Here is a 21,925-nt window from a genome sequence, read left to right on the forward strand (position 1 = left end):
CGGCCGCGGCGTATGGGTCCCCGCGTGCGCGAGGACGACGAGGTTTCGCGCACGTTTTTCCCATGGCATGATCGGCACGAGACTTAACAAGGGATTCGCATGCGCATATTTCGTTGGGCCATTTTTCTCGGCGCCGTCATCCTCTCCACCCCCACTTACGCCGCCCGCTGTGGCGGCGATTTCAACACCTTCGTTTCCGCGATGGCGGCGGAGGCGCAGGCCGCCGGCGTGTCGCAAGCGGTAATCAGTCAGGCGTTCGCGGGCATCACGCAGGATCCGGCGGTGCTCGCTTTCGACCGCCGCCAGCGCGGCACCTTCAACAAGACGTTCGAGCAATATGTCTCCACCCGCGTCGGCCCCGGGCGCATCAACATCGGCCGGCAGATGCTGCAGCGGCACGCGTCACTGCTGGCGCGCATCGAGCAGAAGTTCGGTGTGCCGCCACAGATCATCGTCGCGATCTGGGGACTGGAATCGGATTACGGCAAGGGCGACATCGGCAAGATGCCGGTGATCCGCACGCTGACGACCATGGCGCATGATTGCCGTCGCACCGAATTGTTTCAGGGCGAATTGCTGGCCGCGCTGAAAATCGTGCAGCGCGGCGATCTTCCCTTGCGCGATTTGATCGGCGCCTTCGCCGGTGAACTCGGCCAGACGCAATTTCTGCCGTCGTCCTACATCAAATACGGCGTCGATTTCGACGGCAACGGCCATGTCGATCTTCGCCACAGCGTGCCCGATGTGCTGGCCTCCACCGCGAACCTCTTGCACGTGTCAGGCTTCAAGGCCGGTGCGCCCTATGGCGAAGGCACCCCGAATTTCGAAGCCATGCGGGAGTGGAACAGGGCGACGATCTACCGCAAGACGATCGGGTATTTTGCGGATCGGTTAGTGGGGCGGTGATTCCGCGCACTTGTCGTCATCCCGCCAACGGGTCGCGCGAATGCGCGCCCGATGACAAGCTTCGCGAAGGAATCCATGTCTCCGCACAAAGAAAGAACAGGTTGCTTTGCTGCGCTCGCAATGATGGCGCTTCCCAAGCGACGTATAGCGCACACCGTTGCCACGCGCTCAGTCGGCTGCGGGGGAGGGTGGGGGAGAGGGGTGGCGGCAACGGCGGTGCGTGTGGCTTACCCCTCTCCCTAGCCCTCCCCCGCAAGGGGGAGGGAACGCACCTCCCGTAACGCACGAGCTTCGTTTGGCAACGGTCAGCTCACTTCGCCTGCGCGCCGATCCTCTCGATCCGCTTCGCCAACACCGCCCAGTACGTCGCCGGGCGAAACCGCTGCAAGAGGTCCATCAACTTCGCGTCGTTGCCGATCAGAATGCGCGGCTGGTTTTTCTCGATGCCGCGGATGATGCGTTGCGCCGCGGCCGGCGGCGTGGTCCTGGCGATCGCATCGAAACGCTCGATCGATTCGGCGCGACGGGCATTGTCGGCGATGCCGCTGCCGCTGCGCGAGTTGCGCACGATGTTGGTTAAGACGCCGCCGGGATGCACCACCGAGAGCTTCACCGGGCTGTTCGCCATCGCAAGTTCATGCCGCAGGCTTTCCGAGAATCCGCGCACCGCGAACTTGGCGGCGCAATAGGCGGTCTGGCCGGGCGGGGCGACGATGCCGAAGATCGAGGAGAGGTTGACGATATGCGCCTCGCGTTGCTTCGAAAGATGCGGCAGGAAAGCGCGCGTGCCGTGCACCACGCCCCAGAAATTGATGTTGATCAACCATTCCATCTGCGCTTGGTCGACCTCATTGAAGGCGCCGAGCAGGGCGACGCCGGCATTGTTGATGATGATGTTGAGCTGCGGATGCGCGCCAATGGCCGCGTTGGCAAATTCCTGGATCTGGGCGGGCTCGCCGACATCGACGCGGTGGATTGTTACCTCGCGCTTGTTCGCGTTTGCGATCTCGGCGGCCACCTGCTGCAGCCCGGCCTCGTCACGATCGGCGAGTGCGAGGTCGCAGCCGCGCGCGGCCAGTTCCAGCGCCAGCGCGCGCCCGATGCCACTGGCGGCGCCGGTCACGGCGGCCGCGCTTCCAGATATCGCAGTCATGTCGGGTCAAACTCCTTGCAGGTCGGCAATAGTGGGTTCCTGCAAACTTTCGCAAATTGGAACTGAACCATAAAGCGGTTTCCGCGCTTAGTGTCGAATACCCGACACAGGCGGTATCGCCAGCCGACGCGATCCTGAGAGGAGGCTCATATGGGACAATCCAAACCTTATCGCGCAACGGCCCTTATTGTCGAAGACGACCCGATGCAGCGGGATATGCTCAGCCTGTTGCTGGAAGAGAGCGATGTCGACGTCATCGAATGCGAAAGCGCGGAGGCCGCTGAGCTGGTGCTGGAGCGCGCGGCCGGCGATCTGGTCCTGATGCTGACCGACGTGCAGCTCGCCGGTGATATGGACGGGGTCGAACTCGCGCACATCGCCAGGAAGTACAATCCCGAGATCGGCGTGATCGTCACCTCGGGCAAACCGCTGCATCAGGAATTGCCCGATGGCGTGCAGTTCTGGGCCAAGCCCTGGGCGCCGCTCGACGTGATCCGCGAGGCGGAGCGGATGGTGTATGCACGGCCGCACGGCGGCGAATCGCGCCCGTGAGCGGCGGCGCGCTGCTTTCGCGCCCGACGCCGTCGTGTTAATGGCAGGGCATGACCCTGTCGTTCCTGCTGACCTCGCTGATCGTCGTCGCTTCCCCCGGAACCGGCGTGCTCTACACGCTGGCGGTCGCGCTGACACTGGGCGCACGGCCGGGCATCGCGGCGGCCTTCGGCTGTACCCTCGGCATCGTGCCGCATATGCTGGCCGCCATGCTCGGGCTCGCCGCCGTGCTGCACACCAGTGCTCTGGCGTTTGCCGCGCTGAAATGGTGTGGCGTGGCGTATCTGCTTTACATGGCCTGGCAGGCGTTGCGCGAGACGGGCGCGCTTGCGATCGACACGCGCCCGGCAGCGAAGGCGCGCTCCAGCCGGCGCGTCGTCATGACCGCCGTCCTGGTCAACATCCTCAATCCAAAACTCTCGATCTTCTTCCTTGCCTTCCTGCCGCAATTCATCGCGGTGGATGAGCCGCATCCGCTGGCGCGAATGCTGGAATTGAGCGCAGCCTTCATGGCGATGACGTTTGCGGTGTTCGCGCTCTACGGCCTGTTCGCGGCCGCGCTGCGCGACCGCGTCATCACGCGGCCGAAGGTGATGGCCTGGCTGCGCCGCAGCTTTGCGGCGGGATTTGCCGCGCTCGGGGCCAGGCTGGCGCTTGCGGAGCGGTAGATTTTCGCGCGCCCGTCATTGCGAGCGCAGCAACACGATCCATACTGAGGGTGGCAGCCGCAAATAAAAAGGCGGACCTGCGGCCCGCCATTCTCCAAAATTTCACCCGGAGTTGGGAGCCCGGGCGGAGCTGAGCACTCCACCCGGGCCGAAATTCACTTCTTCTTCGACTTCTTGGCCTTCTTGGCCTTCTTCGCCTTCGCCTTCTTCGCTTTCTTAGCCATAGTATCCTCTCAAGGTTTTCATGGATTGAAACGCGACACCGAGGCATGCTTGGCGGAGGGCCAGCCTCGCAACATCCTCACACACGATCCCAGCAGATTCGCGGCGCGATGCCGCGTGCCGTCATGGCGGTGTCATCACGTTATCCACAGTTGTTATGCATTTTGATGCGATTTTTTGCCGAAACGAGCGTCGCCGCTACCGCTCGCATGCGCGCGCATGATGCTTAACGATGTCCGAACGCGCGCGACCTTCATCAATTCAAAACCACGGTTTGGATTGGCCGGCGGCCGTCAGAGTCCGTTAAGCGCGCAGAACGATCCGGCGCCGCCGCTGGTGCCCGAAGCCGAAACGGCAGCGGACGTTGCCCTCCGCAAGTGGGCCTGAGACGTGCTACTAGAGCGTTTTCCAGCGAAGTGGACACCGGTTCGCGTCAAGAAAACGCGTCAAACAAAGGTCTGGAGCCCGGTTCTGATTTAATCAGAACCGAAAAGGCTCTAAGGTTCGTCACTGGACTTCGATCATGAATTTTCGCCTCGTCGTGGCGGCACTGTTCGCTCTCTCACTTCCTGCTTGCGCCTCCGCGCAATCGCCCGACCTCGCAGCGATCGCGCGTTCGTCGGGCACGCCAGATATTCCCGGCTTGAAGATGGTCTGGCTGGCGCCATGGGGCGATCTCGCAAAGGCTCATCCCTGGCGCAACATCATCGTGCATCAGACGGAGGGTCCGGCTGGCTCCGCGCGCGGCGGCGCGCTGGCGCAATCGAAGAACCCGACGCGGCGCGGCGTCATGGTTTGGGTCGAGACCGACGGCACGGTGTACTGGGCGGTCGGCGAACATCTCGTTCCGACGCATGGCGACGGCGCCAACCGCAACGACAACAAGTACATCGACAACGGCCCGACCTATCGCCAAGTGGTCGGCAGCAATTCGGTCGGCGTCGAATTCGCCGGCAATTTTCCGGACGTGACGCGGGGCCCGACGGATGCGCAGATCGCGGCGTGGCGTATTCTGGTAAAGGTGCTGCGCGCGCGTTACGGCATTCCGCTCGATCGCGTCTATGCGCACAACTGGATCGACTTCAAGGACGCCCGCTATTGCGAAGGCTGTGCGCTGGCAAAGATGGCGCGGGAGTGGGGGGAGTAGGGGCGGGCGTGAATGCTGCCTAGCACTCACTCGTCGTCGCCCGGCTTGACCGGGCGATCCAGTATTCCAGAGACCGAGGTTATTGCGCGGTGTCGAACGACCGCCGCGGAGTACTGGGTCCCCCGCTTTCGCGAGGACGACAGCGGGTTGGTTGCAACAGCGTGCTCAAAAAACAAAAAGCCGGCGTTGCCGCCGGCTTTCGTTACTCGATACCTCTGCCGCGAATTAGTGCGCGGCTTCGAGTTCGGCTTCCTGACGGGCAATCGTACCCTTGACGGCCGACTGCACCTTTTCGAAAGCGCGGACCTCGATCTGCCGCACGCGTTCGCGCGAGACGCCGAATTCGGCGGCGAGGTCTTCCAGTGTCATCGGCTCTTCCGCCAGGCGCCGCGCCTCGAAGATGCGGCGTTCGCGCGGATTAAGCACGCCGATAGCGCCGTTCAACGCCTGACGGCGATGATCGAACTCCTCGTGCTCGGCCATCACGGCTTCCTGGTTGGGCGAGGTATCGACCAGCCAGTCCTGCCATTCGCCGGCTTCGCCGTCGTCGCGGATCGGCGCATTGAGCGACGCGTCGCCGCCGAGACGGCGGTTCATGTCGATCACGTCCTGATCCGTCACGCCGAGACGCTTGGCAATCAGCTTTACCTGATCGGGGTGGAGATCACCCTCGTCCAGCGCGGAGATCTTGCTCTTCGCCTTGCGCAGGTTGAAGAACAGCTTCTTCTGGTTCGCGGTGGTTCCCATTTTCACGAGCGACCACGAACGCAGAATGTACTCTTGAATAGAGGCCTTGATCCACCACATGGCGTAGGTAGCGAGACGAAAGCCCTTCTCGGGCTCGAACCGCTTGACCGCCTGCATCAGGCCGACATTGCCTTCCGAAACCACTTCGGAGATCGGCAAGCCGTAGCCGCGATAGCCCATGGCGATCTTGGCCACGAGCCGGAGATGGCTGGTGACAAGGTGATGTGCCGCGTCGCGATCGTCATGCTCGCGCCAGCGTTTGGCGAGCATGTATTCCTGCTGGGGTTCCAGCATCGGAAATTTGCGGATCTCGGCGAGGTATCTAGAGAGACCGGATTCTCCATTGAGAACCGGCAACGTAGCTGTACGGGCCATTCGAGCGCCCTCCAGTGGTTCAGGCCCCCGATAGCGGCGGGCCCGGCAGGTGATCGCTGTGTTAAAGCCGATCAGGCTGCGATGTTCCGCGTTGGATATTCAACGCATATGCAACATAGCAAAAAACGAACAAATAGGGAAGGAATGCTGACGTCACGTCCCCGTGTGGCAGCCATAACCTATTAGTATAGCTTAATTTTCCTGAAAAGCCTGCGTCATAGGGCCGCTTCCAGGGCGCGTTGCAGAAGGATGAGATCCTCCGGCAGGGGCGCCTCCCAATGCAAAAGTTCTCCCGTTCTGGGGTGTTCCAGGGCAAGCAGATAAGCGTGCAGGGCCTGCCGGCCGAGGGCGGCTAGCGCCGCCTGGCCTTCGGGGCCGAGGTGGCGCGCCTTGGTCTTGAAGTGCGGGCCGTAGACGGCGTCACCCATCAGGGGGTGGCCGATATGGGCAAGGTGCACCCGGATCTGATGGGTCCGCCCGGTCTCGAGCTGGCAAGCGAGCAGGGAAGCGACCGGTTTGCCGTCGCGCCCCTGATAGGCCGCCTGCAATTCCCAATGGGTGACGGCCTCGCGGCCGCTTTGGCGCACCGCCATCTTCTCGCGGGCGTACGGATGCCGGTCGATCGGTGCGGCGACCGTGCCGCGCTGGCGGTTGGGTACGCCCCAGATGAAGGCCATGTAGCCGCGCTGCATCGGACCCGTGCGGCCGTGATCGGCGAATTGCGCGGTCAGTGATTGATGGGCGTGGTCGTTCTTGGCGACCACCATCAGGCCCGTCGTGTCCTTGTCGAGCCGGTGCACGATGCCCGGCCGCCGGACACCGCCAATGCCGGACAGGCTGGCACCGCAATGGGCGATCAGGGCATTTACCAGCGTGCCGCTTTCGTGGCCGGCGGCGGGATGCACGACAAGACCCTTCGGTTTGTCGATAACGATGATGTCGTTATCCTCATAGACAATATCGAGCGCGATATCTTCGCCCAAAGGCTCCGGCGGAGCGGCTTCGGGGACATCGATTGTGATCGTATCCCCTCGCGCGACATGATAAGCGGGGTCGCGGATGGGGGTGCCTTTGGCAGTGACGGAACCGGCCAGGATCAGCGCTTTCAGCCGCGAGCGCGACAGTTCCGGGCGGAGCACCGCGAGCACGCGGTCGAGGCGGGGCGATCCCTCGTCGCCGCCGACGGTAACCTCCAGCCTTTGACCGCTATTTGATGATCCCTGTTCCAACCAAGAGTCCTGCATGACCGATACCGTCGCGCCCGAACCGACCCCCGAGCAGGCCGCGCTGATCGCGCGGGTGCGGCGGATGATGCTGATCGCGGGCCTGACCTCGGCGCTTGCGGTGGCCGTGGTCCTGATCGCCGTCGGGTACCGTCTTTACCGCGGCGAGGGAAGCCCCGCGCCTGGCACGACGGATATCACTGAAACCCTGCCCAAGGGCGCCCGCATCGTCTCGGCGGCGGTGGCCGGCGAGCGGCTGGTGCTGACGCTGGATATAAGTGGGGTGACCGAAATCCGCACTTTCGACGCCAAGACGCTGAAACCGGCCGGAAGGCTCAAATTCGTCAATGAACCCTGAGGGCAGGGCGGATCGGGTGTGCACCGGGGGTCGGCCCGAGGACCCGAAGCAACAGAGTTAACTACCCGTGCGAAGGCTTCAGACTTGCCTTGCCCGGCGCACATTTCGCGGCTATTCCCTGAGGCCATACGCTCCCTTCGTCTAGCGGTTAGGACGCGGCCCTCTCAAGGCTGAAACAGGGGTTCGATTCCCCTAGGGAGCGCCAGTGATCCTCTTTTCACATTGATCTCCTTCGCTTTTTCATCCGTTTCCCCAAACTGTCAGAAAGGGTTTGGGGAAATCTGTTCGCCATAGCCACGGCGACAGGCACGCCGGTTTTGCGCCGGGTGTATTCGAAGCCCTCATCATCCGACTGCGTCCAAGTGGTCAAGTGGAGCCTGCGGGATCGGAAACTACGGTGGCAACCGGTAATGGCATCAGCATTTCAGCCAGATTAGAGCGCCGCCCTGTAGGCGCCGCTCGTAAGCTGCCGGGAAGGCCGATTGAGCTTGTGCCAAGCGTCAATGAGCAGGCCGCTCTGACGCGCGCAAAGATCCTGCGGCAGCAGGAGACGAGCTTGCGCGAGATCGCCAAGGTCTGGAAAGAAGATTCGGGCTGGCATCGATGGATACAAAGAGCGTGCAGCGAAATATTAGAACCGATTAGGCGGGCCGTCAGCCCCAGTGGCAGCTCGCCGCGATCGTAGGGGACTCCGCTGCCAACACTTTTCACGTGAGCAGTTCGTGGGACACATGTGCTATGGAATGATGCTGACCGTTATTGTCGTGACTGGTCGCGTGTTCCTCCATAGCAGCTGAGCCCATCTTAAGGATTGCCGCCAGCTCGGTGCCGTGAACGAGGAGAACGGGCGTATCGTTAAGCTCTTCTAGCTCAACGGCCGCGGTGGGGGTGGAAGGAGGAGCCTGATCTTTGAAGTGGAATGCCGGTTCGTGGCCAGCGCCGCCGGTCCCGCACGCGGGTTCGGCCGGCTGGGGGGCGGCCGCCAATGCCTTTGCAGAGGCCGAGTGTGAAGGGTGCTGCGAATTGCTCTGACCGGGGGTACCTGCCGCTTCTGTCAGCTCGCCGGTCGCTGATGCCTTCGCAGCGGCCGAGTGCGAAGCATGCTGCGAGTTGCCATGACCGCCACCATTACCCGGTGCGACGCCAGGTTCGACCGGCTCGGCCGCTTCCATAGTGCTTGCGGATGCCGAGTGTGAAGAGTGCGAGTTGTTGTGGCCGACGCCGTTGCCCGATGTGACGCCCGGTTCGGTTAATTCGCCGGTCTCCAATGGCTTTGCAGAGGCCGAGTGCGAAGCGTGCGGCGAGTTGCCATGGCCGCCACCATTACCCGGTGCGACGCCAGGTTCGACCGGCTCGGCCGCTTCCATAGTGCTTGCGGATGCCGAGTGTGAAGAGTGCGAGTTGTTGTGGCCGACGCCGTTGCCCGATGGGACGCCCGGTTCGGTTGATTCGCCGGCGGCCAATGCCTTTGCAGAGGCCGCGTGTGAAGGGTGCTGCGAGCTGCCGTGGCCGGGTGTGGCGCCCGGTTCTGTCGGCTCGGTGGCCGCGGATGCCTTCGCAGCGGGCGAATTCGAGGCGTGCTCCGACTTGCTGTGGCCGACACCGTGACCCGATGTGAGGCCCGGTTCGGTTGATTCGCCCGCCGCTAATGCCTTTGCTGAGGTAGAGTGTGACGGGTGGTGCGAGCTGCTGTGGCCGGGTGTGGCGCCCGGTTCTGTCGGCTCGGTGGCCGCGGATGCCTTAGCGGGCGAGTTCGAGGCGTGCTTCGACTTGCTGGGGCCGACACTGTGACCCGATGTGACGCCCGGTTCGGTTGACTCGCCGGCGGCTAAGGCCTTTGCAGAGGCCGCGTGTGAAGGTTGCTGCGAGTTGCTGTGGCCGGGTGCGGCGGCCGGTTCTGTCAGCTCGGCGGTCGCGGATGCCTTCGCGGCGGGCGAGTTCGAGGCGTGCTTCGACTTGCTGTGGCCGACACCGTGACCCGATGTGACGCCCGGTTCGGTTGATTCGCCGGCGGCCAATGCCTTTGCAGAGGCCGCGTGTGACGGGTGCTGCGAGCTGCTGTGGCCGGGTGTGGCGCCCGGTTCTGTCGGCTCGGCGGCCCCGGATGCCTTCGCGGCGGGCGAGTTCGAGGCGTGCTGCGCGTTAGCGTGGCCCCCGCTATTGCCCAGTGCGAAGAACTCGGGAAGTTCGAACCCGGCGGTTGCGTGCGCCTTGGCTGGCGCGGTCGTCACAGCACCGGTGTTCGCGTGGACCGGCTCCTTCTTGGATGTGAAATGTTCCTCCGTCAGGACCGTTGCGTGGCTGTAAGCAAGCTCGATTGACGATACGTGCGCCGGCGCAGCAATCGCACCATCGTCGCTCTCTTCCGTTGCATAAGCCGAATCGTCGTCGGAACTACCGAGTCGGATCGAACCGATCCGATCCCGCCCGAAATGGAATCTCAAGCCATCGTCGGCAGGCATCGTCCAAATACCAGCTGTCACGAGCGTGCTCTCGCTCGTCGCCGCTTCGCTGGAAGCCTCGGCGCTGCCCGCCGTCAGAACGGTCCCATCGCTCGCGGTCGCCACCAGCAGCGCAGGATCGATTCCCTCCAAAGCCGCCGCGACAGCCGCCGCTTCCCGCTCGTAGACGAAATCTGACTCGGCAACGGACACAACTCCCTGCAAATGGATTTCCAGCAGGCCCGGATCGCCGATATCAAGGCTGCGATCCGTCGGATTCACATAGATGATCGTTTCATTGCTCGCGGGATTGTAGATCCAGGCGAGAGTATGCGGCGGCACGGATTTGCTTGCTGACGTCATGTGCAGGAACGCCAGCGCGCCGAAAGCCGCCAGGTTGATCTTGTCCTTCCCCGATGTGAAATCGATGATGGTGTCGAACTGGGTACAGTTGGAATCGATCGCTGAAAGATAGACAAAGATGTCATCATCCTTGCTGCCCGGCAGCTGGTCACCGTTATATCCGCCGAAGATGGTATCGTTGCCGTTGTTGCCGTTGATGGTGTCGCTGCCGGATCCTCCGTAGATCGTGTCGTCTCCACCGGTATCCCTAATCGCATCGTTCCCTGAGCTTCCGTAAATAACATCCACTAAGCCGGTGCCGTTGAGGGTGTCGTCACCGGCGACGCCAGGGATTATTTGGCCCGCGTTACCTTCTCCTGTGACGCTGTCGTGTCCAAACGCGAGCGGCAGGCGGGAGTCGTGGACAACTGGGCCTGAAGCCAAGTTGTCGACATCGTTGGGGTCTACATGGCTGGCGCCATGAATGGTGATTGTCGCCTCTTGTGTGGTGCCATCCAGGGTGGCGACCGTGGATGTGTCGATCAGCATTTCGCCCCGGTCGAGCACCTGCGTTGCGGCATGAGAGTTGTCGAGTGTGTAGATCCCCACGCCGGCGGCCATCATGCTGAAGGCGCCATAGCCTCCATGACTCTTTACCGGATTCGAGGCAAACCCCAGCGGCGGGAACTGCTGCGCCGTGGGGCTGCCGATCTGGTTAATCGCTTGCAGCAGCGGCGAAATGAAAAGATGGGGCGTGCCGGATCCAATCGGGCCGTAGCCTCTCCCGATGTTGGAGAGGACGGCCTGCTCGGCCGCGTGCAGCTCTTCCATTCTCGCAGCCGAGTGCGTGACTTGGTTCACCTTAATTGGGGAGCTTCTCTGGGTAAGCACGACCGTCTCGCCGGGATCTGCAACGATGACGTGCCGGAGGATCGCTTTCTTCCAGAGCTCAAATGCGGAGTGCTCAAGATCCTTGGAGGCGGTGCTGTCCTCATCCAGGAAGGTGCTGTTCGCGTCCGACGTCTTGATGTCGCTCAAGATTGCGAACGCCAGGGCGGCGAGCGAGAGCGTCCCGAAGCCGGTGGATCGTTGTGACAACGCGATCGTGGCGAGCACGGTCCTGTTACTGATTTCAAGCTTCTGAAATATGTTGTAGAGGTGTACTTTGACTGTGCCGGGGGAAACGTTCAGCTGGCGCGCAATCTCCTTGTTCGACAAACCTTCGGCCACTAGTCGTATGATTTCGCGCTCGCGGAGCGTGAGCACCCTCAGCATTTTTTCGATTTTGGCGCGGTCTAACTCCTTCCCGTTTGGCGAGAGGTCTTGGGACGGTTTCGGTCGCGCACTGGTGCGCTCCGTCATCAGCCGCAGGGAACGCAGAATGGTGTCTGGGTGTGCGTAATTCGAAATTGCACTGCACGTGCCGGCCGCGATTGCCGCGATGAGATCGTCGTCTCCTTCGGGTTCGGCAAAGAACACCAGCCGAGTGGGAAGATTCTCGGCTTTCGCAATGGCGAGGATCTCGGATACCGTCAGGTCAGGCAACGTGTTAGCAACAAGCGCGACGTCGGGTGCCAAATTCCGAATTGCATCGAGGCAGCTTGTTCCGCGTCTACACGACGCAACAATCTCGAAGTCGTGCTGTGCTGCGAATATCGACGTCAACCCCTGCAGAACGATCGGTTGTCGATCTGCGATCACCAGCCGGATGCAGCGCGTGAATTTTCCTTCGTCCGCGGACACATCTAACATAGGCTTGACCTCGCCTGCTCAGCGCGGTGCCTTAGTCCTCTTGCTACCCCAGCGCCAAATCTAAAATGTCTGGCGCCGGCAGCCCGGGTTACCCGCTGCAATCTCTGAACTGGATGACTCATTCCGCAAGGGGAAGGCGAGAAAGCTGCCATCAGTTTGCGTCTTGGTGCGAGATGCGTCCAACCCACTTAGAGAATGGACCTTTTTTGTATCCCACCGCAAGCCCCAGTTCTAGCTTGATTAGACTAGGCGCGAAAATGGCTGATCGTGCAGGTCGCAGTTGTATCCGGCAAACTTGGTCATAGTGCACTGGTGTTGAACATTTCTCGCTTTGCCGTATCTTACGTTTATGGATCGCGAGCGAGAAGAATTGGCAATCCATGAAAAGTTGGCGCGCTGTAGACAGCTTGCCAAAGAGTACGTTAGTGAACCAACGGCAGCTCACCTTCGGGAATTAGAGGCAGAGTTACTGGCTCAGCTTCGCCGATTAGAGGGGCAGTAAGGCCGCCCCTGTTTCAGCGTCTTCTTCACGGCGCCGCCCCGGATAACTGTCAGTCGATAGCAGCAGGGCGAGTTTCCGACCAAGCTCATCAAGTTGGTCCAGCAGCTAGCGCCCTGTTCGCTTGGCTTCCCTCGAGGATCCTAATGATCCTCCGGTGCAGGTACCACAGATCTTCCAGACCGATTACTGTAAGCGTGCTGCGTTAGTTCCAGCCTCGGAACTAAGATGCCCAAGCGACGTAAGCAATCCAAGCCCCACACTTCGAACAGAACATCGCTGCAGAAAGGCGAGGCCGAAGCACTGCTTGGGTCGACACCGGGGGGCCGAAGAAACCGGGGGCCGAAGAAAGAGGCTCTGCTGGAAAACTGCTGCTCACATAAGCGAGTGGCTATCATCGCTGGGCCTGCACCCTCCTACGGAACTGAGAGCTGTGACCGGCCGAAAGACAAAGCCTGCACCCGACGACCACCGTTCGTAGGCTGCAGCTCATCGCGAAGCCCGCTCACGCTGGCCAGCCAAGCCGCGGCCGCCTGGTGGTGCTCCAACGCCGGGGCGGGCAGACCTGCCTCCGGGCTGGGGGTGCCTGGGAAGACGGACCGGAGGCGGCCGTAGTACGCCGGCGTGAGAGTTCGGTCCTAAATTGTCCGCGTAGTTCTACGAAGACCCCAGGGTCTCGGCAGATGTTCTCACCGGTCGACGCTGGCGAGCCGAGGTTCTGCTCTCTGATAATCCGGCCGCACGTCGGCGCCGCGATGGCCGCAAACCGAGCAGACGAATAGGGCCTCCAGATCGGACAGCCGCAGGCTCTCGGGCCAGCAGTCAGCGTCTATCACAACCGAATGCGAGCACTTGTAGTCGCCGCAGAACACATGCACCCGGCGAGCGCCGGACTGCCGCATTTGCCCAAGAGTGATCGTCTGCTCGACTAGCATGCACGAAATTCTGCCAAGAGTCACAGCCAGTCTGAATATGGCATCCGCCATAGGTTGACCGAGTGGCACGGTCCGGAGCCGCGCCAGTGCGGCGAGGAGGTATTGCGGATGTTGGTCACCGCGTCCGCGGTCCGCGGTGGAGGCGGCATGCCCCAGCGCATCAGGACGAGCTCGCGCTCGGACCGGCGTTGGGACGACAGGGGCGGGATAATCCGGAAACACGCCCGGCAACGCGGCAGGTTGCTGAGGTAGCGGTTCATCACGCGAAAGAGGTGCCGGATGGCTTCCTGGTTGGTCGTGATCGAATAGATGGGGTGATTGCAGTTGCTGCTCGAAAGGCTCAGCCTGGAAGGGAAGCCGGCGAGCCGGCGGCAGCAGGAGCGGGAACATGAAGCACTATGTCGGTCTGGATGTTTCGCTAAAGGAGACGGCTATCTGTGTTGTGGACGAGAATGGCGTCGTCATTCGCGAGGGCAAAACATTTTCGGAACCGGAGGCTATTGTTGCCTGGCTCAACGAAAGCGGATTGCCCCTTGCCAAGGTCGGGATTGAGATTGGTGGTCTCGCTCGTTGGCTGTACGGCGAACTGCGTGCTGCCGGCTTACACGCAGTCTGCATCGATCCCCGAAGACTGCGCGGCGTGACTAGGACAATGCCGATTAAGACCGATCGAAACGACGCTCGCGCTATTGCGCAGGTAATGCGGGTCGGCTGGTACACCGTTGTTCATATCAAGGGTGACGTGAGCCAGGAGCTACGAATGCTTCTCAATAATCGCAAGACGCTTTTGATTAAGCAGATCGATATCGAGAATGAAATTCGGGGCGTCTTACGCGTCTTCGGCTTAAAGCTGTCTGGTCGTATATCTCAAGTAACGTTTGAGCAGCAAACGAATGAACTCACAGATGGCCATCCACGACTCGCGGCGATGCTGCGCCCAATGCTTGTGGCTCGAGCCGCGCTGCGTGAACAGTACGGCGTCCTACACAAGATGGTACTTGAAATAGTACGCCGCGAACCGACATGCCAGCGGCTCATGACGATACCAGGCGTAGGCGCACTGACGGCAATCACTTTTCTAACAACTATTGATGACCCGGATCGCTTTCAACGCTCCCGCGATGTTGGCGCGCATCTTGGCCTTACGCCACGCAAATACGCATCTGGCGAAACCGATCGGAATGGCGCTATTTCGAGGTGCGGCGATGTGATGCTCAGGACCATACTTTATCAGGCAGCGCTTGCACTTCTAACCCGCACCCAGCGTTGGTCTGCATTGAAAGCCTGGGGTGTAAGGGTGGCCAAGCGACGCGGTCTTCGCCGAGCAGTCGTGGCGGTCGCGCGAAAATTAGCGATCGTGATGCATCGGATCTGGGCAGATGGAAGCGAGTTCCGATGGACCCGCGAGGAGGCGACCGCATGATCGATTAGCAATTCAGCGGATCCGCCGAAAAGGCGGAACGACGTCCTGCGAGGACGAGGTCGGGGTGACTGCGCTGCAACCTCTGTGCCTGCAGCACGCGCCTAATAGATAGCAGCTCCCGATCTTCGGACTACCATCGTGAGGCGGCTATGAACGTCGACCTCGTAGACAAGAGCGAGCCTCGCAGGCTGTCGGTAACGAGCTGAACCCTTGTGCCAGCAACCGCAATCAGACAAGAGATTGCACATTGACAGAGCCGGTAGCGACAGAGGAACGCGGGCCGTCAATGACGCGGACTAGGGCTAATAAGTTTACTCCGGCTGATCTTGGGTGCTCCGTCCCATCTCATAGCTCACCTCGACCTCAATGAGATGTATCCGTCTTCCTGGAACGGCCGCACTGCCTTGGCGGCGCCAAACAGCCCGCTAATGTCTATTTTCCTGCCTTTGGTGTAAGCGGCTGAGCTCTCTTCGGTCCATTCCCCGACGAAACCCACGAGCGCATAGCAAGTGCCCATGCGATGATCGGTAGCCTCGGGCTTGAAGTCGCGCGGGAGCCCAAGATTATAGAAGATAGCTCCGGTGGTCTCCAATTCGCGTCCATCAACCACCGGAATGGAAACGAATGCAATGTCGGGTGCGTCGCATTCCTTCCCGTTCCAGTCCATCACTCGCACACTGGGCCGGTGAATGAATCGTCGATCTTGATCGTGACTTCCTGATTAACGGTCGACATCCGTACTCTGCAGGCGAGTTGTGGGTGCTTTCGCTGGTGCACCGGCACCAGGGGAGCCGAACTGTAAAAGCTTCCGGTTGAGCTATCGAGGTGGCGTTTGCGCGCTGTTTGCGAAAGCCACTCACTTCATCCCTTCCAGCAGCTTCCGCGCCTCACCCAACAACGCCTGAATCTGCCTTCGCTCGGCGATCGCATCCCTGGTGAACAGGCCGTGCTTGCGCGCGTTCTGGTTTGCCCTTGGCGCGCCGGATCCCGGTGCACCGCCGTGCATGCGGCAGCGCTTCCTGCCGTGCACCGCCGGCGAGCGGCACGGGCCGCCGGAACGGGTTTGGGCGCCGCAACGCGGGCTCGCCAGCATCGGGCCGGTATTTCTGATGTGATCGCTCATGCCTGCGCTTTCCGCTTGGCATCAGCGGAATCGGGCCCTCGCTTGGAGCCTGCGGCCTTCCGCGCATTCCGCGCCGCGCATGCCGGCTTTTTGTCAGAGACGATCACGCTCGCATGCTGCGTGACGTTGCCGACAATGGCCTTGCCGCCATCCCCCACCGACACGTTCTGCACGGTGATGGCGGGCTCGCCATGGCTCCGGTAGCGGTTGAGCGCCTCGATCTGGGCGGGAAACGTGCGGGCGAGCCTGCCCAATGCGCGGGCGGCGCTGTCGTGCTGAGCGAGGTCGTCCGCATTCGCAAGGTGATGGGCGCACCGCATCGCCATCACATGAACCGAAACCATTTGCGCCACCAGCATGGCCTCGACGGAATCCCGGGGCTTGATGCTCTTCACCATCGAAATCATGAAGGAGAGGTTGACTTCGTCAGGACTCTCGCCGCTCACGCTGGCCTTGACCAATTGTCTGAGGATGCCATGCATCGCTTCGCGATCCGCGACCCCCAGCGCGTTCGTCATGAGCTGTTCGCCGATTTCAGGGTCTGGATGGTCGATGGAGAATCCGTGCGACAGGAGCTTGATCCGCGGGATTGCGGCTTTGGTCTGGTCGGTCGCGGCGATCGCCATTGACATAGCGAGATCTGGAGCGGTGTTCATGTCGAGATTCCCTGGCACGCGCGCGGCAAGCGCACGGTTCGGCCACGCGCAGGCGATCGCTCGCCGCGGCAGTCCAGTGCAATTTCAATTGTGGGTGAGGATTTTTCGGCTGCAATCGCGACGGACGCGCCCGCTATTGCGGGGCGACGGGGATTTACAGGATTGCGGAATGATGAAGGAATGCCGCTGATTTGCCCGACGTGTCAAGCTGCTTCTTCGAATGGCGGCCGCCGCCTGCTACTTTGCACGGGGTTGTTTTCGATATTTTGGGAGCGCGTGTGTCGAGACTCCCTTGCCATTGCAAGCAGTAGTGGGAAGGAGTCTTGCCCTTGGCTCGGTGGCTGCTTGCCAGCCATTCGTCGCCGCACACGCTCTGCTCATTCCCGCTCCATCAATTCGGCGATCGCCTTGATGCGGCTTCTGGCGTATTTCGGCAGGCCGGCGCTCAGCGAATCGCCGCTGTTGAAGGAGCTGTTGCCCATGAGCAGTTGCGCGGGCACGAGGTTTCGCAGCATGGGTGTTTTGCTGTATTCCCTTTGCTTGTTCAGCACGTCGTCCCTGACCGCAATCAGGATGTAGACCGTCGCGATGGCGGCTTCCCGCTCGGTCGGATGCTGTTGCACAATCGCTAGCAGCTTGCCGAATTGGATGACCTGGTTGACCCAAAAGATGTTCTGCTCGAGCCCGCCGGTGACTGTGGAGTCGAGCCCGGTCAGGCTCGGCAGCTCGGCAAGGTGCGGCTGCGTGACCAACATGATCTCACTCTGAAACTCGATGAAATCCGGAATGGGCTTTTTGCTCTCCTCGCGCAGCTTGTTGGCAAGCTGAATGCCCGCCGGAATTTTCCCTTCGAACATGTAGCGGGACTGCACGCAGATCGCCTTCGCGTCCTCGCACCAGCGGCGATTCGGCGGACGGTTGTGCGCGGCGCTCGCGTCCTTATTGGGAACAGCATCGCCCTCCGTGATCGGCCGGTGCTTGACTGCCGGATCGATCTGCTCGAGGAACGCGACATTCGCATACCGCGACAGATCCAATGCCGCTGCCGGCTTTGGAAGTCGAAACCGCGCCTCCGCCTGGTAGACCGAGAGCTTCAGCTTCGTTTGTTGTTTGAGCGTGGGCTCAACGAAGCTCGGGAACAGCGAGAGGAAGCGCCGCTGAACCGGACGTGAGCGGGCCCAATCGTCGAAAGGAATAAGCCCGGTCGAGGAATCGGCGAGCTTGTCGTTGCGTTGGTCGGCGAAGATGACGGTGCGCGGCTTGATCTGTGCGATCGGAACGCTGGCGGCTGAGGGCAAGTCCTCCAGCTGGAATTCCTGCGCGGCCGCGCTCGTGTAAGTGGCCACGCAGGCGGCGATGAGGACAGCGGCACGGTGGAGGCGCATGTCAATGCTCAATTCAGCCGCCGCCAGAAATAATCGGGATCGACTCGCAGCGGCGGTCGCGGGAGGCGCTCCTCGTCATCGGGATATCCGCGCCAGGTGGGATATTCGCGCGGACCAAGACGCCAGGGCGGGAGCGGAAAGAGCGGCCCGCCACCGCCGTAAAGGCGGTTGTCGTAGGACCACTGCTGAAATGGCCCGTCATCTCGGTCATAGCCGCCACGATAGGCGTAGCGTTCTGCACGCGAGACGATCCGAAATTGCGTATCGTCGATTCTGCCCGCCGGATCCCGCTTGAGGTACTCGGTGAAAGCGCGCCCCGAGCCGGCCGGTACAGGATCGCCGGTATAGGGATCGATCGACAGAGTAGCGAGCTGACGCATGGCTTCGCGCGAAGGGCCGTTCAACGCCGTCTTGGGAGCGTGCAGCTCCCAGGCTGCCTGCACGATCGGCTCGAACATCGGCAGCGCCACTTTTCCTCCGGTCTGGCCGGGCCCAAGGGTGCGGCGCCCGCCGTCGCTGTTGTCGTAGCCAACCCAGATAGCGATGGTGACGTCATTTGTGAAACCGACGAACCAGGCATCGGCCGAATTATCAGTGGTACCAGTCTTGCCGCCGACATAGGGCGAGAGATGCTTCACCGCGCGCGCGGTTCCGCGCTCGAGCACGCCCTGCAGCATTGATTTCAACTGGTAAAACGATGCGCGGTCGGCGGAGCCGATCCAGTCCACCGCACGCGGGTCGTGCCGGTAGATCGTGCGGCCGTCCTGTTCGATCGTTTCGATCGCATGGGGCTGGGGCCGTGCGCCTTCGTTGGCGATCGCTGCATAGAACGCCGCCAGGTCGATGAGCCGCACCGTTTGGGCACCGAGCACGAACGGGTAGTAACGCATGCAGTCCTTGTAGAGCTGCGCTTCCATCGCGAGCTCGCAGACTCGGTCGAGGCCTCGCTCGGCGCTGTCGTCGAGGGCAGTCGCGAGCAGTTGCGCGGTGGCGAGATTCCGGGAGTTTTCCAGCGCACGCCGCAGTGTAATGGCGCCCGAAGCGCCGCCGTCGTAGTTCTTCGGTGACCAGAAACCGCGCTGGCGCGCGTAGCCCGTCGCGCGGATCGGTGCCAGCGTGATGGGTTCGTCCATCACCAGCGTGTTGGGCTGCAATCCCTTCCGAAGCGCGGCGAGGTAAGTCAGCGGCTTCAAGGTGGAGCCGGGTTGCCGCAGGCTCTGGACGACGCGGTTGAGCTGGCTTGCCGGATACGAAAAGCCGCCCGCCATCGCGAGAATGCGGCCGGTTTCATTCTCGAGTACGAGCGCTGCTCCCTGCACGTTCGGTCGAATGCGCAGATCGGCGCGCGCCGCTTGCTTACCATTGGCTTTGCGCACCTGCACATAGACCACGTCGTACGGCTTGAGACCGCGCCCGATCGCCGCGCTCCAGGTGTTCAGCGGCAGGATGCTTCCGTCGGTCAGACCGACACTGATCGCAGGGCCGCGCTTGCCACGCGCATTCTCCAGGACGACCGCCGATTGCCAGTGAACGTCATAGAGTGGTAGCCGCGTCGTCTTCAACGCCACGAGCCAAGCCGGTTCCGTGGCCCTCGGGTCAGCCGCAGTCAGACGGACAGCATCGGAAATGTTCGCCTCGGGTCCCTCAAATTTGTAGCGATTGGTGTTCAGCTCGTAACGCGCGAGGCCCTCCTGCAACGTCGCTTCGACTACGCGCTGCAGGGCCGAATTGACGGTCGAGTGCACCGCGTAGGAGGAATTGGTGAGAGTATCGAGGCCCGCGACCATCTTTGCCTCGCGGGCGATGTGATCGACGAAGTGAAAGGCGAAGTCCCGTCGCGTCGGCCGGTACTCGACGAGCTGCGGCAATATTGCTTGCGCCGAGGCGGCCTCGATCATGGCGTCGTCCTGCATGCGGCCCAGCACGTAGGCAAGGCGCTCGCGCGCGCGCTCAGGGTGGTGGTCGGGATTGAAGTAGTTCGGTCCCTTGGCGAGCCCGGCGAGCAGCGCGCCCTCGACTGCGGAGAGCGCCTTGGCTGGTTTACCGAAATAGCTGCGCGCCGCCATTTCGATGCCCCAGGCTCCGCGACCGAGATAAATCGAGTTGAGATAGAGCTCGAGGATTTCCGCCTTGGTCAGGGCGCGCTCCATCCGCGAGGCAACGATCATTTCGCGCAGTTTTCTTTCGTAAGTGATGTCGTTGCCCACCAGCAGGTTCTTGGCGACCTGCTGCGTAATGGTCGAGCCGCCCTGCGGCCGGCCCGGCTTCGTGAAGTTGCCGATGAAGGCGCGCACCAGTCCGCGCTCATCAATGCCGGCGTGTTGGAAGAAGCGCTTGTCCTCAGCGGCGATGAATGCGTTGCGCACCGTTTCTGGGATATCCGCAAGTTTGACCCAGATGCGGCGGTTGTTCGGCGCGTAAATCTCGGCAACGCGCTGGCTCTTGTTATCGAGGATTACGCTGGTGCCAGGAAGCCTGAGCTGCTTCAGCTGCGCCGCGTCGGGCAGATCCTTGACCGCGCTGTTGTAGAAAGCGATGACCTGACCAAGATCGACCGGAGATCCTTCCACTTTTTCGGCCTTGCAGAAGTGCCTGTAGGCCAGGTGGAGGTCGGCCAGACTCAGTCCTTTGAGCGCCTTGATCTCGCTGCTCAAGGCTTCCTTGTCATCCATGGCAGTGGCAATCAGATCGTCCAGGTTGATGTCCTCGATGTCGAAAGCCTTGCGCATGTGAGCGCAGCCGGCACCCAGAAGCTGCGCCACCTCGACGCGGTCGTGCACCGCATCGAACTCCGTTTTGACCCCATCCGGCCGGGTAGTGACCTGACTGAAGGCAAGCGCCGTGGCGAAGATCTTGATGAGAATCGAATCCATGACCTCCCGACGGTCGAAAAACCGCCTCCGTAAGGTCCCTTCTTGTAGGACAATATTAAACAAGCCGGTATTGAGGAAAAAGTTCCTTACGGCCGGAACTACCGCTGCGGCCAGTGCGTTTTAGAAAGACCACATCGGCAGCGCACTCATGAATGCCCCTCTCCCAGTCGTGCTTGCCGCGGCGCTTCTCAGCGCCGCCATCGCCGCGATGCCTGCGGATGCTGCTCCTCGAAAAAAGAAAAGCCGGGCTCTAGCCGCGGTCCCCCCTGCAGCTAGCGTCGCTCAGCCGCCCACGGACAGATTTTTCGCCTGCGACGTCCGGGTGCGAGACTATCTTCGCGAAGGCGGAGCGGTGGCACAGGTGACGAAGATCGAAGTGGACGATGCCCGACTGCAGCTGAACATTCATCATGAGTACGGAGAGGCGGGAAAGTCGTCTCGAAAATACCTCCGCGGGGACACTGAAGAAGAAATGCGCAAAAATCTGCGCGGAATATTGGATGAGTTTGCTGCGGCTGCGAAGGCGGCAACGACTGGTCGCGCTTGGTATGTGATCGCTGCTCGCAAGGTCATGCCGGACCTCCGCGAGGGTTCGGGCGAGAACGCGAGTCCATGGACGGCTATTGTCCTCGCGGACTTTGACGGAAAATGCCGACCCATCACGTTCTATCAGTCTGTCGATCGGAACAAGCTCAATCCTGAACTGAGCAAGAAATTGGATGAGTGAAGTTTGCGCTTGAAGTGATTTGCAGTCGTAGCGACCGCGCCTGGACGCCACGAGGGGCGCGGCTCCACGGCTCCGCACGCGAGATTATCTCGACCGCAGATCCGGTGCTTGTCCGCGACGCTGTCCAGTTGGGAGCTACCATGTTGCCCATCCTTGCGGCACACCGAACAGAGAGTTCGACCCCGGAATGAGCCGAAGAATCGGGTTCCACTTGCTGATCGTGTCGCCAAAGCCGCTGAAGCGGCGCTTGCCGCCGAGCACTTTATGAGCGCCATCGACATCCTGGTCAGGATCGGGTGGCTCGACTCTGGAGCAGTGGAGCGCTGGCGCCGCGGACAGATCGATTGCCTGGAGGAAGCGCTTCAGCAGGACTCGTCGCCGCTATGAACGGCAAGGTCTGCTGATCGAACCGCAAGCC

General features: G+C 61.7%; 17 protein-coding genes, 1 tRNA gene and 1 pseudogene. 9 read left to right on the forward strand and 10 right to left on the reverse strand.

Features of this window, described 5'->3' with window-relative positions; all coding sequences use genetic code 11:
- Nucleotides 1–99 precede the first annotated feature (99 nt).
- Nucleotides 100–906 (forward strand): lytic transglycosylase domain-containing protein, encoded by an 807-nt coding sequence (locus RX328_RS05920; RefSeq protein ID WP_213257080.1) that lies wholly within the window; start codon nt 100–102, stop codon nt 904–906.
- Between the two features lie 310 nt (nt 907–1,216).
- Here RX328_RS05920 and RX328_RS05925 read toward each other — a convergent pair whose 3' ends face one another.
- Entirely contained in the window at nt 1,217–2,059 is an 843-nt protein-coding gene (locus tag RX328_RS05925; protein WP_213257078.1) for an SDR family NAD(P)-dependent oxidoreductase, read from the reverse strand.
- A gap of 150 nt (nt 2,060–2,209) precedes the next feature.
- On the opposite strand from RX328_RS05925, the gene RX328_RS05930 reads away from it, so the two are divergent.
- From RX328_RS05930 to RX328_RS05940, 3 genes are all read left to right on the forward strand, one after another.
- The gene (locus tag RX328_RS05930) at nt 2,210–2,611 is read left to right on the forward strand and encodes a response regulator (RefSeq protein WP_213257076.1); all 402 of its coding nucleotides are present in this window, start codon (nt 2,210–2,212) and stop codon (nt 2,609–2,611) included.
- 50 nt (nt 2,612–2,661) lie between these two features.
- Nucleotides 2,662–3,279 (forward strand): LysE family translocator, encoded by a 618-nt coding sequence (locus RX328_RS05935; protein WP_213257074.1) that lies wholly within the window; start codon nt 2,662–2,664, stop codon nt 3,277–3,279.
- A gap of 745 nt (nt 3,280–4,024) precedes the next feature.
- Nucleotides 4,025–4,648 carry an N-acetylmuramoyl-L-alanine amidase gene (locus RX328_RS05940; RefSeq protein ID WP_213257072.1) on the forward strand — a complete coding sequence of 208 codons (624 nt, stop codon included), beginning with the start codon at nt 4,025–4,027 and terminating at the stop codon, nt 4,646–4,648.
- Nucleotides 4,649–4,873: 225 nt separating this feature from the next.
- Here RX328_RS05940 and rpoH read toward each other — a convergent pair whose 3' ends face one another.
- Both rpoH and RX328_RS05950 read right to left on the reverse strand, forming a co-directional pair.
- Nucleotides 4,874–5,770: an RNA polymerase sigma factor RpoH gene (gene rpoH / locus RX328_RS05945; RefSeq protein WP_171583706.1), complete on the reverse strand. Its 897-nt coding sequence runs from the start codon at nt 5,768–5,770 to the stop codon at nt 4,874–4,876.
- Between the two features lie 215 nt (nt 5,771–5,985).
- Nucleotides 5,986–7,014, reverse strand: coding sequence for an RluA family pseudouridine synthase (locus RX328_RS05950; RefSeq protein WP_213257070.1), 1,029 nt, complete (start codon nt 7,012–7,014; stop codon nt 5,986–5,988).
- Here RX328_RS05950 and RX328_RS05955 point away from each other — a divergent pair.
- The gene (locus RX328_RS05955; protein ID WP_213257068.1) at nt 7,013–7,351 is read left to right on the forward strand and encodes a hypothetical protein; all 339 of its coding nucleotides are present in this window, start codon (nt 7,013–7,015) and stop codon (nt 7,349–7,351) included. The genes RX328_RS05950 and RX328_RS05955 overlap by 2 nt on opposite strands.
- Nucleotides 7,352–7,481: 130 nt before the next feature.
- Nucleotides 7,482–7,556 (forward strand) — tRNA-Glu (locus tag RX328_RS05960).
- 502 nt (nt 7,557–8,058) lie between these two features.
- Here RX328_RS05960 and RX328_RS05965 read toward each other — a convergent pair.
- Nucleotides 8,059–11,886: a LuxR C-terminal-related transcriptional regulator gene (locus tag RX328_RS05965; RefSeq protein ID WP_213257066.1), complete on the reverse strand. Its 3,828-nt coding sequence runs from the start codon at nt 11,884–11,886 to the stop codon at nt 8,059–8,061.
- A 1,514-nt stretch (nt 11,887–13,400) separates the two neighbouring features.
- Nucleotides 13,401–13,580: pseudogene (locus tag RX328_RS05970) on the reverse strand (SOS response-associated peptidase); the annotation flags it as partial.
- A gap of 128 nt (nt 13,581–13,708) precedes the next feature.
- On the opposite strand from RX328_RS05970, the gene RX328_RS05975 reads away from it, so the two are divergent.
- Nucleotides 13,709–14,743 (forward strand): IS110 family transposase, encoded by a 1,035-nt coding sequence (locus RX328_RS05975; RefSeq protein ID WP_317258523.1) that lies wholly within the window; start codon nt 13,709–13,711, stop codon nt 14,741–14,743.
- 352 nt (nt 14,744–15,095) lie between these two features.
- Here the strand turns inward: RX328_RS05975 and RX328_RS05980 are convergent, their stop codons facing one another.
- The 5 genes from RX328_RS05980 to RX328_RS06000 form a co-directional block, all read right to left on the reverse strand.
- Complete coding sequence (locus RX328_RS05980; RefSeq protein ID WP_213251840.1) at nt 15,096–15,410, reverse strand: hypothetical protein; 315 nt, start codon at nt 15,408–15,410, stop codon at nt 15,096–15,098.
- A 189-nt stretch (nt 15,411–15,599) separates the two neighbouring features.
- Nucleotides 15,600–15,866 (reverse strand): HGGxSTG domain-containing protein, encoded by a 267-nt coding sequence (locus RX328_RS05985; protein WP_213251841.1) that lies wholly within the window; start codon nt 15,864–15,866, stop codon nt 15,600–15,602.
- Nucleotides 15,863–16,522 carry a hypothetical protein gene (locus RX328_RS05990; RefSeq protein WP_213251842.1) on the reverse strand — a complete coding sequence of 220 codons (660 nt, stop codon included), beginning with the start codon at nt 16,520–16,522 and terminating at the stop codon, nt 15,863–15,865. The genes RX328_RS05985 and RX328_RS05990 overlap by 4 nt, the downstream gene beginning before the upstream one ends.
- 377 nt (nt 16,523–16,899) lie before the next feature.
- Nucleotides 16,900–17,907 carry a hypothetical protein gene (locus RX328_RS05995; RefSeq protein ID WP_213251843.1) on the reverse strand — a complete coding sequence of 336 codons (1,008 nt, stop codon included), beginning with the start codon at nt 17,905–17,907 and terminating at the stop codon, nt 16,900–16,902.
- Between the two features lie 8 nt (nt 17,908–17,915).
- Nucleotides 17,916–20,780, reverse strand: coding sequence for a penicillin-binding protein 1A (locus RX328_RS06000; RefSeq protein WP_213251844.1), 2,865 nt, complete (start codon nt 20,778–20,780; stop codon nt 17,916–17,918).
- Nucleotides 20,781–21,141: 361 nt separating this feature from the next.
- Here RX328_RS06000 and RX328_RS06005 point away from each other — a divergent pair, with 361 nt between their 5' ends.
- Both RX328_RS06005 and RX328_RS06010 read left to right on the forward strand, forming a co-directional pair.
- Nucleotides 21,142–21,507, forward strand: a complete 366-nt coding sequence (locus tag RX328_RS06005; RefSeq protein ID WP_317258624.1) for a hypothetical protein — start codon at nt 21,142–21,144, stop codon at nt 21,505–21,507.
- 264 nt (nt 21,508–21,771) lie between these two features.
- On the forward strand, nt 21,772–21,894 hold the full coding sequence (locus RX328_RS06010) for a hypothetical protein (protein WP_283772368.1): 123 nt from the start codon (nt 21,772–21,774) through the stop codon (nt 21,892–21,894).
- Nucleotides 21,895–21,925 lie beyond the last annotated feature (31 nt).

Origin of the sequence: Bradyrhizobium sp. sBnM-33 (genome assembly GCF_032917945.1) — a bacterium.
In the GTDB taxonomy this organism is placed as follows: Bacteria; Pseudomonadota; Alphaproteobacteria; order Rhizobiales; family Xanthobacteraceae; genus Bradyrhizobium.